General features: G+C 67.3%; 8 protein-coding genes. 2 read left to right on the top strand and 6 right to left on the bottom strand.

What is annotated here, in order from left to right; genetic code table 11:
* Nucleotides 1–17: 17 nt before the first annotated feature.
* Nucleotides 18–608 (bottom strand): recombinase family protein, encoded by a 591-nt coding sequence (locus ACIBQX_RS49170; protein WP_397017465.1) that lies wholly within the window; start codon nt 606–608, stop codon nt 18–20.
* 382 nt (nt 609–990) lie between these two features.
* On the bottom strand, nt 991–1893 hold the full coding sequence (locus tag ACIBQX_RS49175; RefSeq protein ID WP_397017467.1) for a hypothetical protein: 903 nt from the start codon (nt 1891–1893) through the stop codon (nt 991–993).
* 268 nt (nt 1894–2161) lie between these two features.
* Here ACIBQX_RS49175 and ACIBQX_RS49180 point away from each other — a divergent pair, with 268 nt between their 5' ends.
* Nucleotides 2162–3007: a recombinase family protein gene (locus ACIBQX_RS49180; protein WP_397017469.1), complete on the top strand. Its 846-nt coding sequence runs from the start codon at nt 2162–2164 to the stop codon at nt 3005–3007.
* Between the two features lie 205 nt (nt 3008–3212).
* Here ACIBQX_RS49180 and ACIBQX_RS49185 read toward each other — a convergent pair whose 3' ends face one another.
* Complete coding sequence (locus ACIBQX_RS49185) at nt 3213–3755, bottom strand: hypothetical protein (RefSeq protein ID WP_397017471.1); 543 nt, start codon at nt 3753–3755, stop codon at nt 3213–3215.
* On the bottom strand, nt 3752–12040 hold the full coding sequence (locus ACIBQX_RS49190) for a DNRLRE domain-containing protein (protein WP_397017473.1): 8289 nt from the start codon (nt 12038–12040) through the stop codon (nt 3752–3754). Before ACIBQX_RS49190 ends, ACIBQX_RS49185 begins: the two co-directional genes overlap by 4 nt.
* Before the next feature lie 726 nt (nt 12041–12766).
* Between ACIBQX_RS49190 and ACIBQX_RS49195 the strand changes: the two genes are divergently transcribed.
* Nucleotides 12767–13450 carry a hypothetical protein gene (locus ACIBQX_RS49195; RefSeq protein ID WP_397017475.1) on the top strand — a complete coding sequence of 228 codons (684 nt, stop codon included), beginning with the start codon at nt 12767–12769 and terminating at the stop codon, nt 13448–13450.
* On the opposite strand, the gene ACIBQX_RS49200 is transcribed toward ACIBQX_RS49195, so the two are convergent.
* On the bottom strand, nt 13404–13712 hold the full coding sequence (locus tag ACIBQX_RS49200; RefSeq protein ID WP_397017477.1) for a hypothetical protein: 309 nt from the start codon (nt 13710–13712) through the stop codon (nt 13404–13406). The two genes, ACIBQX_RS49195 and ACIBQX_RS49200, sit on opposite strands and share 47 nt — an antisense overlap.
* Before the next feature lie 93 nt (nt 13713–13805).
* Nucleotides 13806–14285, bottom strand: coding sequence for a tyrosine-type recombinase/integrase (locus ACIBQX_RS49205; RefSeq protein WP_397017479.1), 480 nt, complete (start codon nt 14283–14285; stop codon nt 13806–13808).
* Between the last annotated feature and the right edge of the window lie 74 nt (nt 14286–14359).

Consider the following 14359-nt stretch of genomic DNA (forward strand, 5'->3'; position numbering starts at 1 on the left):
ACTGGTCGACCGCTCCTTCAGGGAGTCGGGGGCTGGTCAGTGGGGTTGCCCTCAGCAGCGGCTGCCAGGGTTTTGTGGACGACGCCGACGGAGACCTTCACCCCGGCGGCGATGGCGCGGATGGATTCCCCGCGCCGGCGACGGTCGAGGATCGCGGCCCGCTTGTCGTCGTCGACCACGGGGCGGCGGCCTCCGACCCTGCCTTGCTTTCGGGCCGTCTCCAGGCCGTTCCTGGTCTTGCGGACGATGTCGCGGCGGCGGTCCTCGGCCAGGGCGAGGGCCAGGTCGAGGATGAAGGAGCGTTCGGTGTGCTCGCCGGCGCCGATGCCCTCCAGGACCTTGACGCCCACGCCCTGCTGGAACAGGTCGTTGAGGACGATCAGTCCTTCCAGGAGATTGCGGCCGAGACGGTCGACTTCCTGGACGGTCAGCAGGTCGCCCTCGCGGATGTAGGACAGCGCGGTGAGCAGGTCGGGCCGGTCACTGGTGGCGAGCTTGCCGCTGGCCTTCTCCTCGATGACCTTCAGGCAGATCGGATCGAGGGCGTCATGCTGCCGCTGGGTCTTCTGCTTGTCGGTGCTGACCCGGACCAGTCCGATGAGCGCCACGGCGAAGCACCTCCGTTCATCAAACGTCAAGCGCGAGGTACCTGAACGGTAGCAGGGCACGGCCGAAGATGAACGGCAAAATGAACATCCAAACCGGACACTGCGCATGGGGTCCCCGTTCGGCCGGGCGTCCTGGGTTGCGTTCGTCAAACGCTCGTTAGATGAACGCCGCACCTGACGGTCACGGAGTCGCAGAGCCTGGGAATCGCACCCCACGTTCTCGCAACCGCCAACTCGTCACAACGTCCGGGCATCCCGGAGCTGCAATTGACCGCGACGGCCGATCACGTGCCGGTGCCAGGCGGTCCAGCCCCGCACCTGGTAGTGGTCCAGGCCGACCTGGGCCCTTGGCCGCCTGGAAGGACTCCTCCACCGCCCACCTCTACTTCGCCGGCCTCGGTTTGAGGAGGCGGCGCACTACACAGGCGAGCACGATCAGCGCCGCCCAGCGCGAGGACGAGGTCCTGGGAAGCGGCGCGGGAACGCGGGAAGTAGGGCGCGGGACGGCGTAGACCAGCCTGAGTAGCACGGGGGCCGCTGCCGGCATCGCCAGGACGATGACGACGACGGCCAGCCAGGCGGGAGTGGGGTTCCAGTACACATCGGCGTAGGCCAGAAGCAAGCCCCCGAGGGCAACGGCGATCACGAGGGCGTAGCGGACGGTGCCGAACGTGCCCTTCGACAGGTGGCGGGCGATCTTCTTGGAACTGACGGTGGTACGGCGAATCCGTCGACGGATCACCGTGATGAGCACCAAAACCGTGGCGAGGTAGGCGTACACCACGGCGATGAGCCAGGTCGGGGGGTGCGTGTCAAAGGCGACGTAGAGGTAGTCCAGGCTCGTGGTTGACAACAGCAGGACCGCGAGCGTCGCTACGCCGTGCAGGACGGCACGCGCCAGGCGCTCCAGGTCAACCGCGCCCTCGGCGCCGCCGTCCTGTTCCAGGTGGGCGGCGATGAGCCAGGCGACGCCGCTGGTGAGGGCGACGGCGCCGACGCCCAGCAGGCCACTGGCGATCATCATCTCGGACCAGATGCGATAGCAGGCGCCGCCCTTGGGTGTCTCCCCGGCGATCACGGCCAACAGGTAACTGTTGAGGGCCAGGGCGGCGAACGCGGCGAGGAACAGGCTGATGGCCGGGATCCTGCGGCGTCTGGGCCAGGACTGACTGAGCATCACCACGATGCTGGTGAACACGAAGCCGGCCAGAACCCCGGCCAGCTGGGAGAGCACGGGGGCGAGGGTGACCGGGTTCCACCCCGGCTCCGGGCACAGGTCGTTCACGATTGCCAGTGTGAGGGTCCAGCTCTCAGCGGGCTGGATATGGCCGGAATCGGCCGGGGCCGAGCAGCCCAACCAGATCTGGCCGGTCGACCAACGCCTGGCTCGACCTGTGGATGATTACCCCGTTCGGCAAGCCGGATGGTCTGCACGCCCGTCAGCGTGCAGACCACTTCGCGCATCCGTGCACACGACTTCGAAAAGTGACACCCGTCCCGAAACATTCCCCATCGACCTTGAGTTTTGGGACCCTTTTCGGGACTCTGGAGGAGTGAACGCCTCCCCCGCCGTATCCGCCGCGCCGAGTAACGCGATCCGCATCGGCTACGCCCGCGTCTCCACCCGCGCCCAAGACCACGCCGCGCAGCTGCAGCTGCTGAACGCCGCCAACTGCCGCGAGATCGTCGAAGAGACCATCTCCACCCGCCGCAAGGACCGGCCCAAGCTGCAGGCCACCGTGGCGTCGCTGAAGGCCGGCGACACCCTGGTCGTCACCAAACCCGACCGGGTCGCCCGCAGCGTGAAGGAGCTGCTGGTCTTCCTGGAGGACGAGCTCGCCCCGCGCGGTATCAACCTGGAGATCCTGACCGGCATCTGCGCCGGCCTCCACCGCCCCGACGGGCAGACCATCGCCGACAAGCTGCTGTTCATGGTCGCCGCGATGGCGGCTGAGATGGAGCGCAACCTGATCAGCGAGCGCACCAACGAGGGCCTGGACGCCGCCCGCGCCGCCGGCCGCGTCGGCGGCCGCCCCACCGCGGTGACCGACGACGTGCTCGCCGCCGCCCGCGCCCGCCAGGCGCGCGGCCAATCCGTCACGCAGATCGCCCGCGAGCTCGGCGTCGGCCGCTCCACGCTGTACCGGGCCCTGGAAGACGACGAACCCGGCCGGCACGCACCCGCTCACGACAGCGCCGTCCCGCAACCGGGCGGTACTCCCGACCCGCACAGCGACGTGATCCTGGTGGCGCTGGCCAAGGCCTTCGACCGCAACACCGCGATGCGCGACGCGTTCCTCGCCGACCAGACCCCGGCCATGCGAGAGCAGTACTGGAGTGAGGTGGCCGACGCTCAGGCACGTATTCACCTGCGCCACAACGCAACGAAGACGACCTGACCGGCCTCATGGTCCGCATGTTCCCCGTTGCGACCATGTCCCGCCGGTCACACGTCATGCTTGTTTGTGGCAAGATGACCCGTTCAGGCAGTGTCGCGAGTGGTCGATCTCACAGTGCGTTAACGCAATGTCTCGGAGAGCGGGAGGCGCCCAGAGCGCCCCGAACCGGTCAACGGTCCGAGGCGCTCTGGGCGGAATGCGCGCTTTATCCCAGCATTCGTTCCTCGTCGAATCCGAGTTCCTCTTCTATCTCCAGTTCGACGGCGGCGTGCCATCGGACAACGTCGGGCCATGACGGCGCCGTCATCTCCCGAACGCGGTCGAGCGCCTCCACCGTGCCGATCGCACCCAACGAAAAAATCACCTTCTGACACAGCCAGTACGCGGGCGCATCCGCCTGCACTGAACGTTCGGCCACTCTGAAGAGGCACGCGACCGCGTCCGTCGCCTGGATATCACCCAGGATGTCGACGAGGTCTTCGTTGTTGAGCCCAGGGACATCCGCCTCAAGGATTTCCCGGAGAACCTCGCCAAGCCCTGGAGCCCTCAGAGGGGCGGCAAGATTGGCGAGCCGCTCTACCCTGCGCCAGTTGTGTGCACGAGCTGCTTCCCGGATCCAGGTGGCGATGGATTCCGTCGTCTCGGGGTATTCGGCCGCGATGGCCTGGGCATGCTGCTCGCTTACACCTCCCGTCACAAGGGAATCCACCTTATCGGCCGAGGAATTGCTATTACTCGGGATGGTCACCAGTCGTCTACCCTTCCAGATCCGACGATCCTTGAGTTGAACACGCCAACGGATCCTGGCCTCAGCCCGTAAGTGTTCCATCCGCGCTCCGACTTCAGGTGCACGGAATTGGGATCTTGGCCGATTTGGTCCGGGGTCTTACTTGCAGCGATCAGTGCGTCGCGAGTTCCCGGCGCCATTTCATAGCGTACCAGAACTACGTACTTGTCGGCATTTCTTCCTCCCTTTCGGGCAGTCTGCCGCCTCAGGCCCTCAAGGTATTCGCGGGATTGAGTGACGAAGTTCTCCGTTCCCTTTACGGTGATCTCGCCGTTCGGCCCCAGTTGATTGAATTCCTTCAAGCTCATTGCTCGATAGAAGAATTCGGGGCTGTCGGGGATGTCGATTTTGTTATCGAGCTTTTTGTTTCTAGGCAGGGTGGGCCCAAGCGGGTTGCGCCCACCCAGTCTGCGTCCGAGTGGGAAGCCCGCACCACTTTCTGCCTCGACATCGTCAAGCGTCAGGCCATGCGGCTTCAGCTTCTCATTGATCTCTTTCTCTGCTTTGCAGTAATCATTGGCATCACAGAGATCGTTCTTTAACTTTTCGACGGCCTGCCGAAGTTTGTTCGCTGCCTCCTGCACTCTCCATTGGGTCGACTTTTTCTTTCCGCTTGTGTGATGAGTTTCAGCGAAGGTCTGGTCGGATTCCCGAGTGCCGGTGTCAACCCTATGGCCGTCTAGTTCGACGCCGTTGATCGGGTTGCCGCCGGCAAAGGCGTAGCGGTTGGAGGTCCAGGGGTCAAGGCCGAGGCCGAGGTCATCGAGTGCGCCGTTGTAACTGTCGAGGTTGAGGAAGCGGTTGAGGTTGGGGTTGTAGTCGCGGAACCCCATGTCGTACATGCCGGTGGAGTTGTCCCAGCGCTTGGCGTTGAAGCGGTAGGGGTTGTACTCCTCCTTGGCGGTGGGGTCGACGGGATCGGGCTTGTCGACGCCGGTGAAGAGCTTGTCGTCGTTCTTGCCGTAGGCGGTGTAGCCGTAGGTGGCGCGGGTGTCACCGGTCTCGCTGGTGATCTGCTCGACGTCGGTGTGCGGGTTGTAGCCGTAGTAGGAGGACTCCTCGCGGCCCTCGTCGGCGACCTTCACCTGCGACAGGCGTTCGCCCCACGCCGAGTATTGGAAGGACTTGGTGAGTTGGCCGGCGACCTCTTCGTCCAGGACCTCGCCGGACATGCCGAGGTAGGCGTAGGTGGTGGTCTTGGCGGAGGCGGTGCCTTCCTTCTCCGTCTTCGACGTGGTGCGATCCAGCGGGTCGTACGTGTATTTGGTGACGGTGCCGGTGACGCCGTCGGCGCCGAGTTTCTCGTGCTGGGTGACGTGGTCGAAGCCGTCGTAGGTGTACTTCTCCCAGACCTTGCCGCCACCCTGGATGGTGCGCAGCCGCCCGTAGGGGTCATAGGTGTAGGTCGAGGTCTGCCCGCCGGACACCGACGTCATGAGGCGGTTGCGGTCGTAGGTGAAGGTGGTCTTCTTGCCGAGGACCTCTTCTTCCCAGACGTTGCTGTTGGCGTCGTGGGAGTAGGTGTCGGTCTGCGCCGTCCCGCCGCTGACCGGGGTTTTCACCGACTTGGTGATGCGGTCGCGGGGATCGTAGGTGTAGGCGTAGACGTGTTCCAGGTAGGCGCCGGGGTTGTCGGCGTTCTGGATTTTGGCGTGGTCGCGGGAGCGGTGCAGGTTGCCCTGGTAGCCGATGGTGTGCTCGGCCACGACCGTGGCGTTCGGCTTCTTCTCCAGGCTGTGCCGTAGAACGCCGGACAGGAAGTAGTCGTAGGTGACGGTGTTGCCGTTGGCCTTGGTCTCGCTCAGGCGTTCTGCGCGCGGGGTGTAGGTGTAGCGGGTGGTCTTCGGTGCGGTGTCGGTGGCGCTCTTCTTGTTGACCACCTCGTCGACCAGGTCACGCACGTCGTAGCCGTAGGCGGCCAGGGTCTTGTCATGGGTGCGCTGGGTGACGGCGCTGTTTTCGTTGTAGGCGTAGGTGGTGGTGTTCTTGACCGTGCCGCCGAGCTTTTCGACGATCCGGTCGATCTGGTTCAGGCCGGTGTAGGAGACGTCCCACAGGTCGATCTTGGCGGCCGGGGAGGCGTCGGTGATCTGGGTGAGGTTGGCGTTGGCGTCGTAGGCGTAGGCGAAGTCCTTGACCTCGGTGTCGGACTCGCCGCTGTTGTCGCGCACCAGCTTGACGGCGTCGGCCACGACGGTGCCGTTGGCGTCGTCGGTCAGGGTGACCGAATGGGCCAGGCCGGCGGTGAAGGTGTAGCTGCCGAGGTCGACCCACGAGCCGGGGTTGGCGCTCTGGTCGACGGTGACCTGCGCCTGGCCGCCTTCGTGCTGGATGGTGTAGGTGGCGTTGGTGGCGGTCGCGCCGGCCGGGTAGGCGGCCTGCACCTTGTAAGTGCCCGCGGTGGGGGTGGTCAGGTTCCAGGTGAAGGCCGACTCGCCGGTGCCGGCGGGGGCGGTGGCGTAGTCGTAGCCGACGAAGCCGGTAGTGGCCGTGGTCTGCGGGCCGGCGATGTTGGAGGCGCTGGTACCGCCGCCGGTCTGGGTCCACGATCCGGTGGCGGTGACCTGGCCGGTGTCGGAGTTGTCCGACATCACCACGTCCAGGCCGAGGGGGACGCCGTTGTCGGAGTGGGTCTTGAGCTTGCCGTCGGGGTAGTAGGACCACTCCAGTGCCCGCTGGCTGGAGCCGCCCGCGGAGGTGACGGTGCGGTTGGTCTGCAGGCCGAGCTGGTTGTAGTCGTAGGTGGTCTTGATGTCCCACGGGTCGGTAGTGGTCTTGGACCAGCCGTTGTCCCAGTAGGACATGGTGGAGACGTTGCGGATGCTCTGCCCGTGCGAGGGCGGGTGGGAGATCTCCGTCAGCCGCGACACCGCGTCGTAGGCGTATATGACGCTGTCGGGGGTGTTGTAGACCGGATCGTCCGGATCGAACGGGTAGATCTGCTCGACGGGCCGGTTCAGCTTGTCGTAGCGGGTCTCGTTGACGAAGTCGGCGGGGTCGTCGGCGGTCTCCACGCCGCGCGGGGTGATGGTCTTGGTCTGGTTGCCGACCGGGTCGTAGGCGAACCTGGTGGTGACGTACTTGATCTCGCCGTCGGTTTCGGAGTGCGGCACGCGCGTCTCGGCGACCTCGCCGCGCTTGTTGTAGGCGGTGTGGGAGGTGTTGTTGTCCTGGTCGGTCTGGGAGATGACCAGGCCGTCCAGGTCGAAGGCGACGCTCGTCTCGTGACCGGCGGCGTCCTTGGTGCGGGTGACGCGGTGGTTGCGGTCGTAGGTGTAGGACGCGGTGTAGTCGGTGGTGTCCGCGGTGGCGTTCTTGCGCGGGTCGACGACCGTGGTGACGTTGCCGACGTTGTCGTAGGTGTTGGTGATCTTGTGCTGGTCGGCGTTGAGGACGTCGGTCAGCTGGTAGATCGGGTCGTAGACGTAGGTGGTGACGAAGTCGCCCGCCTGCGTGGTGAGGTTGCCCTTGGGCTCGGTCTGCGTCTTGAGGTTGCCGGCCAGGTCCCAGGTGAAGCTGGCCTTGCGCACCTCACCGGTGTCGCTGTCCTTGGGCAGCGTCGACTCCAGCAGCTGGTCGGCGTCGTCGTAGAGCGCGGTGGCGACGGCGCCGTTGGGCGCGGTGGTCTTGGTGATGTTGTCGTTGGGGTCGTAGACCGGCGCCGGGGTGGTGATGAGCACCGGTGGGGAGGCGTCCTGGTCCTTGGGGACCTTCGTCTCCAGCGGCCGTTTGAAGATGTCGTAGGTCTGGGTGGTGGTCTTGCCGAGGGCGTCGGTGACCGACCGCACGTTGCCGCGCACGTCGTAGACGGTCTTGGTGACCTTGTCGTAGGCGTCGGTGATCGTCTCGGGGTAGCCGGAGGGGTGGTAGTCGCCGAAGCCGGTGGGGTTGCCGTTGGCGTCGGTGGCCGTAGTCAGCTGCCCGAACGGGTCGTAGTCGTAGGAGGTGGTGTAGTCGCCGGCGGCGGCCGACTCGACGCCGAGCGGGTCGGTGACCGTCTTCAGATTGCCCTTGGCGTCATAGCCGAACTGCCAGCGGCGGCCCTCCGGCGAGGTCTTGCCCACCAGGTCGGCGACGTAGCCGTTGAGGAAGCTCTGGTAGGCCAGCACGGTGGGGGCGGTGTTGTTGTGGTTGGCCTCGGCGTCCTTCAGCTCCAGCGGGTAGCCGGTCTTCTGATCGAAGGTCCAGGTCGCGTAGGCGCCGTTGGCCTCGGTCAGTTTGACCACGTTGTGGTCGTCGGGGTGCCACTCCAGCGCGGTGGTCTCGTTCTTGGCGTTGGTGATCGAGGTCGGCCGGCCGTAGGCGTCCAGCACGTACTTGGTGGCGTGCTGCAGCGGGTCGGTGACGGTGGCGTGGATGACGTCGCCCTGCGGCCCGTCGGGGTCGACGTAGTCGAACCCGGTGACGCCGTCGAGGCGGTCGGTGAGGGTCTCGATCTTCCACTTGTCCTTGGGATCGACCGGCGCCTCGTAGTACTTCAGGTCGGTGGCGTTGCCGCGCGGGTCGGTGACCTTGACGAGTTTGACGTTCTTGTTGCCCTGGGTGGCGTGGTAGGCGAAGCCGAACGTCTTCGCGCCGTCGTCGCCGACGCCGTCGATCATCCGGGCCATCAGGCCCTTGTCGGTGTAGTCGAAGGTCACCTTCCGGCCGGCGATGTCGGTGATCGACTCGACGTTGTCGATGATGTGCGGGTTGGTCAGCTTCGTGCCCTCGGCTGGCTGCCAGGTCTCGTCGTCGATGTAGGTGTAGTCCTGGCCCTTGGCGTAGTAGTCCAAGGTCAGGGTCTTACGGCCGGCGGCGTCGGTGATGTGCTGCAGGAACTTGGTCGGCTTGTTGGCCGAGCGGCGGCGTTCGTAGGTGAACGACATGGTGTTGCCGTTCTTGTCGACGATCGCCGACTGGAAGCCCTCGCCGTCGAAGAAGAACTGCGTGCGGTCCGGCTTGGTGAACACCCACGCCCGCTGGGCGGCCAGCTCCCGGTCATTGGGCTGGCCCTCGAAGCCGGCCGGATCAACCCGCTGCAGGTACAGGTGCACACCACGCGGATGCGTGTAGTCGCAGGTGGTGAAGTCGCAGTCGTTCTTGTCCAGGCCGTGGGTGTTCAGCGTCCACACGTGGGTGGTGCCGTCGCCGTCGGTCAGCCGCACCTGGTCGGGCCATTCCTGGCCGGGCGGGTGGAACTGCAGTTGCGAGCCGAGCTTGGCCAGCGTGGAGGTCTGCAGGCTCCAGCCGTAACCGAGCGAGGCGGTGGAGGTGTCCAGCGAGTTGTAGGTCATCCTCGCGAAGGTCTGCGCGCCCCGTGAGGGGTTGGAGAAGGCGTTGTAGTTCCACACGACGTTGCCCGCGTACGGGTTGACCAGCGCGGTGGTGCCGGCGCCGGTGTTCTTGCCGGTGTAGGAGTAGAACTTCTCCAGCCCGAGCAGGTCGGAGGTGGGCGAGTGGACGCGGATCTGCTGCGGCAGTTGCGGCAGGTGGTGGGTGGCCGACTTCCAGTTGTTGGTGAGCGTGTCCTGCACGTCCCACACCAGTTGGACGCCCTCGATCTTGTTGGTGCCGTCGCCGCTGACATCAGGGGCCTTGACGTCGGCGTACACCTGGGCCGACTCGCCCGGTGCCAGGTCGTACGGCAGCGGCGTCTTGAGCTGGCCGGCGGCGGTGGAGATGTCGGTGCCGTCGGGCAGCTTCCAGTGGTAGCCGACCACGGTGGAGGCCGCCGGCCAGACCTCGTCGGTGGTGTTGGTGACGGTCAGCGGGATCTGCCGGGCGGCGCCTGAGTCCATCAACTCCGGGGTGCCGGGCACGTACCAGGCCGAAGCGCCCGCGTTCTGCTCGGCGTAGACGACCCGCAGCCGTGGCCGCAGCACCGCCTCGCCGCTCTCGCCGGACAGGAAGGAGACCGCCTGTTTGGCCGCGCCGGCCTCGTCGGCGACCTTGACCAGCAGGCCCTTGTTGGCGGCCGGGTCGGTGACCCAGGCGCGGGCCGCGTCGGTGACCGTCCAGCGCTGCCAGCCCGGCGCCGTGCTCATCCCGGACACGCTGGCGAGCACCGCCGCGTCGACGTCGCCGCCCGGACTGCTCCAGGGCGTGTTCCAGGTCGCCGTCTCGTCGAAGCCGCCGGTCAGCCGGTGGGCGTCGAAGCTCGCGCCGGTGCCGGTGGAGTTCGCCGCCCACAGCGACAGCGTGGTCTCGCTGATCTGCGCGTCGGCGGGGATCTGCGCGGCGAAGTCGTCGAACGTCACCGTGGCGCGGGTGGTGCCGAGCGCGGTGGTGGTGTTGCCCACCTGTAGCCGCTTCTGCCCGGCCACCTCATCGTGGCCGGTGGCGGGCTCGCCGGAGGCGAGCGTGGTGTCCGCGCCGCCGTACAGGGTCTTGGCGATCTGCCCGGGTCGCGGCAGCACCACCGTCATCTCCTGCGACGGCGAGCGCTGCCCGTTCTTCAGCACCGCCTCCACCCAGTAGGTCGCCTCGTGGATGTAGGACGGGTCGGCGACCGCGTCGGTCGCGCCGCCGCTGGAGGTGTCCACATACTCGGTGACGTCCGCCGGCAACGCCGTCACCAGGGCGTCGGAACTTGTGGAGTGGCCGTCACCAAGCTGGCACCCGGACGGGCAGTACCGGTACAGCTCGTAACCGGCCAGATCGTCGGAGGCGTCGTCCGGGGTCGGGTCGGCGTAAGCCGTCCACGACAGCGCCGCGCCCACCGAGGTGGTGGAGGTGACCGGCTGCAACGTCACGCTCGGCGTGCCGTACGTGACCACCAGGCGAGGATGGTTGACCGTCTCGCCGAACATGCCGTCGCCGCCGTAGACGTCCTCGCTGGATTCGTACACCGGCCCGCCGGCCTTGGCGGTCGACCCTTCGTCGGCCGCCCGCAGCATGAACCCGTACGGCTCCAGGTCGGTATTCATCCACTTGTTGACCACACTGGTGACGTCGAAGGCGTGCCAGCGCGACACCTCCCCCGGCTGCCGCGTCACCGTGGCCGCCGCGGTGGCCGCCACGGCGGGCTGGCCGTTCCAGGTGACCGTCCACGACTCCCACTCGCCGGTGATCTCCCGCGCCTCGACGGTGACCGGCCCGGCCTCACCCAGCGCCTGGTCGAAGTACGTCTCCAGGCGGGCCTCATCGACCTGGGTGCCGAGCGGCATCGGCAGATTGAAGTGCAGCAGCGACCGGTTGATCGCCCCCGCGCTCGTCTTGCCCACCGGCAACTGCCAGGCCGCGTCGAAGTTGGTGGTCTTCTTGCCGGAGTCCACGTACGCGTCCTGCGTCTGCGGCGAGATGCGCAACGTCGGATCGATCACCACCGGCCACTTGCGCTCGGCCGCCGCCAGCCAGCCCGCGTCCGGCGTCAGCGTGATCGTCGCCTCGCCGCCCTGCTGCCTCAGCGCCTGGGTGACCGCCTCGGAGTAGCGCATCCCGTACGGCGACGCCGGGTCCTTCTCCGCATCGATCATGAACGGTTTCGGAATGGTGAACGCCGCCGTGCCGTCCTGGCCAACGAACGCGATCGACCCATCCGGCCGCGCCTCGGCCTGGACGCCGCCGGTCTTGACGGTGAACGCGTACGAGGCACCCGCGGCCGGCGGCTTGGTCAGCACCAGGTACTCCTTCACCCCCTCCGGGGTGAGTTTGTAGACCACGTCGACGCCGTCCCACAGCCCCGCGTAGGTGACGGCCGAGGCGTCCACCTTCGGCGTGACCTGCCGGGCTTCCCCGGCCGCGCCGAGGGTGACCTGCCGGTCCCCCAGCTTGAGCCGCAGCAGCCTGTCGCTCCGGTCGCCGAACCGGGTGTCGAACCCGGTCGTGGCGTTGCCGTGGGTGAACCCGCCCTGCGAGCTCGCCTCGATCCGGGTGTCGACCGGCTCCCACCCGCCCTTGGCGGTGCGGTAGTGGACCGGCCGGGACGACACCTCGGCCTGCGACCTGCCGTCCTCCAGCTCGTACACCGTGCCGAAGCGGGACCGTTCACCGGCCAGTTCCTTCACCCGCTTACCCGGCGGTGGCGCGGCCTTCCGCTCCGGCGCGGTCGCGCCGGCACTGCGGCCCGGCAGCGAGATCTCCCCCTTGGCCGGGCGCATCTCGCCCTCGGGCTGCTCGGCGAACCAGCCCGCCACCGTGCCGTTCAGCCAGGAAGCGAACCGGCCGACCACCCCCGGCTCGGCGGAGGACGGAAGTATCGTCTGGGCCGCGACCGGCGGCGGAGCGAGCGCGATCAGGACAACGAACGCGGACAGGGCCGCCACATAACGCCGCCACCGTCCGTGACGATGGCGGCGGGACGATAAGGGGTCGGAACTCTGATCGGGGGGCAACTGCGCCATGACAGGCACTCCACTCCGCACGGCCGACGAGCGGCCGTACATAAAGAGGATCTAAAAAGATCCGCAGAGCAAAACACCCGAATCAGGCCACACAACAACATACCCGGTCAATGATCACCCACCGTGATATGTCGCCTTATCCGAACATCCGACGATCAGCCCACGACAGCGGCCCCCGGCTGCGAAGATCCACCCCGTCCGCCACCACCGGCCTGACCCATCGTCAACGTGACCGTCCGTAAACAACGCAGGTCGAGATCGACTGGTCACCATCGAGGCCGGAACGTGACTCACAGCCAACTCACAGCAAAACGGCCAACACCAGCACGGCCGCAAAATGCCTCTCTACCTGCACAAAGCCGACGATCACCCAGGTGCGCCCCAGAGATCACACGCACAGACGAACCGGAGGACAGCCATCTGCAGCGACCCAACGGCCCACACCGCCATCCGACGGAACCGCGTCAGCCCTCTTGACGACATGCCACCTCCCATGTCTAGATCAATTCGGCTCATCTGAAGATCCCGGAGGCTGCACTTGGCGCTGACCCGCCACTCACCGTCGTGACCCCCCGCGACCCATCACCCCACGACCGACCCACCCTTTGCGCCCGAGCCTTCGGAATCGCCACCGTCCTGGCCGGCCTCATGCACCTGGTCCTCGCCGCCATCCTGCTCGGCATCCCCAGCAGCACCCCCACCCTGGACCCGTTCGACACTCCCGACAGCGACGCCACCGCCCCACCTGCCGCCGCCCAGCCCGCATCCGCTCTGGTCCGGGACCACACCACCTCCGTGCCCGCAGCCGTGCCCGCAGCCTCCGCGCCCGCAGCCCGCATCTCCCCCACCACCGACACACCGCATCCGAGCACCCGGCCCACGCCCGGACGAACCACCGAACCCGTCCCCGCCAGGACCCGCCACCCCGCGCGCACCCCACCGCCCGCGCACACCCGGACGACGACAGCCCCCACCCGACGACCGGCCGGCAGGCCCGCCGCGACACCGCACCGCACGAGACCCGCCACACCCACAGACGACGACCCCCCGGCCACCACCCCCAAGCCCAAGCACACCCCTCCGGGGCAGACCCGGGAGCCTCCTGGCCAAGCCACCCGCAGAACACCTCCCGGCCAGCCGAAACAACCGCCTGGCCAGGCCGCCGACAAGGCTCACGGCCCGAAGGACCACCCGCTCGGCGACGCCGGCCACCCTGGCGAACGACTCGACGGCCCGAACAGCGCTCAGCGTGGAAACGCGATGAGTGATTCTTCCGCTGAAGGGCTCAGCGCAGCAGTGCCATCGCCGCGTTGTGGCCGGGGGTGCCGCTGACGCCGCCGCCTCTGCGGGCACCCGCGCCGCACAGCAGGATCCGCTCGTGCTCGGTCTCCACGCCCCAACCGCCCTCTTCCCCGTACGGCCAGCTCAGGTCGCGGTGGAAGATGTGGCCGCCGGGCAGGCCCGCCTCGTTCTCCAGGTCCACCGGGGACTTGGCCTCGACGCAGAGGATGCCGTCAGGGGCGCGCAGGAGGCAGTCCTCGATGGGCTCGGCCAGGACCTGGTTCATGGACGCGAAGGTGGCGCGAAGAGCCACCTCCCGCGCCTTGTCCGGACTTTTCCGGAAAGGGGGTCTTCTCCCAAACGCGGCCCCAGCCCCAAAGTAGCCCTGGGTAATCCCTTCAGTTGATCAGTGGGTACGGCGGCAGGATGCCAGGACCTCGGTGACCTTGGCGATGGCTTCGGCGCCGGGTTTGACGTAACGCATGGCGGTGCGGGGGTTCTTGTGCCGGGTCTTGCCCATGATGAGCTGGAGCGGGACTTCGGCGTCGCCGAGGTGGGTGGCGGCGCTGTGGCGTAGCTGGTGCAGGTCGAGACCGGCGTGCTTGTCGAGCAGGACGCGGGCGCGGTCGTAGCCGAGCCGGGCGCGGCCGGTGTGCGGGCAGATGTCGCCGGCGGCCGGGCGTCGTTCGGACAGGAACAGCGGGCCGCGGGTGCGTGTGCTGCCGTCCGGCAGCCGGAGCAGGCGGGGCAGCAGGTGCGCGGTGCCGCTGTCCCAGTACACCCACTCGATGGCGCCGCCCTTGGACCGGACGGGGGCGCGGCGGTGCTCCAGGTTGTCAGGTCTCAGGACCTGCGCGACAGATCTGGCTCGGGAGGTAGGTGACACTCCAGCTAGATGATCTTTAGTATGTCGTGTGGATGACAGTACCGCGGACTAGTGCGACTAGGGATGTTGAGGGT

It is taken from the genome of Nonomuraea sp. NPDC049714 (genome assembly GCF_044465295.1).
Classification (GTDB): Bacteria; Actinomycetota; Actinomycetes; order Streptosporangiales; family Streptosporangiaceae; genus Nonomuraea.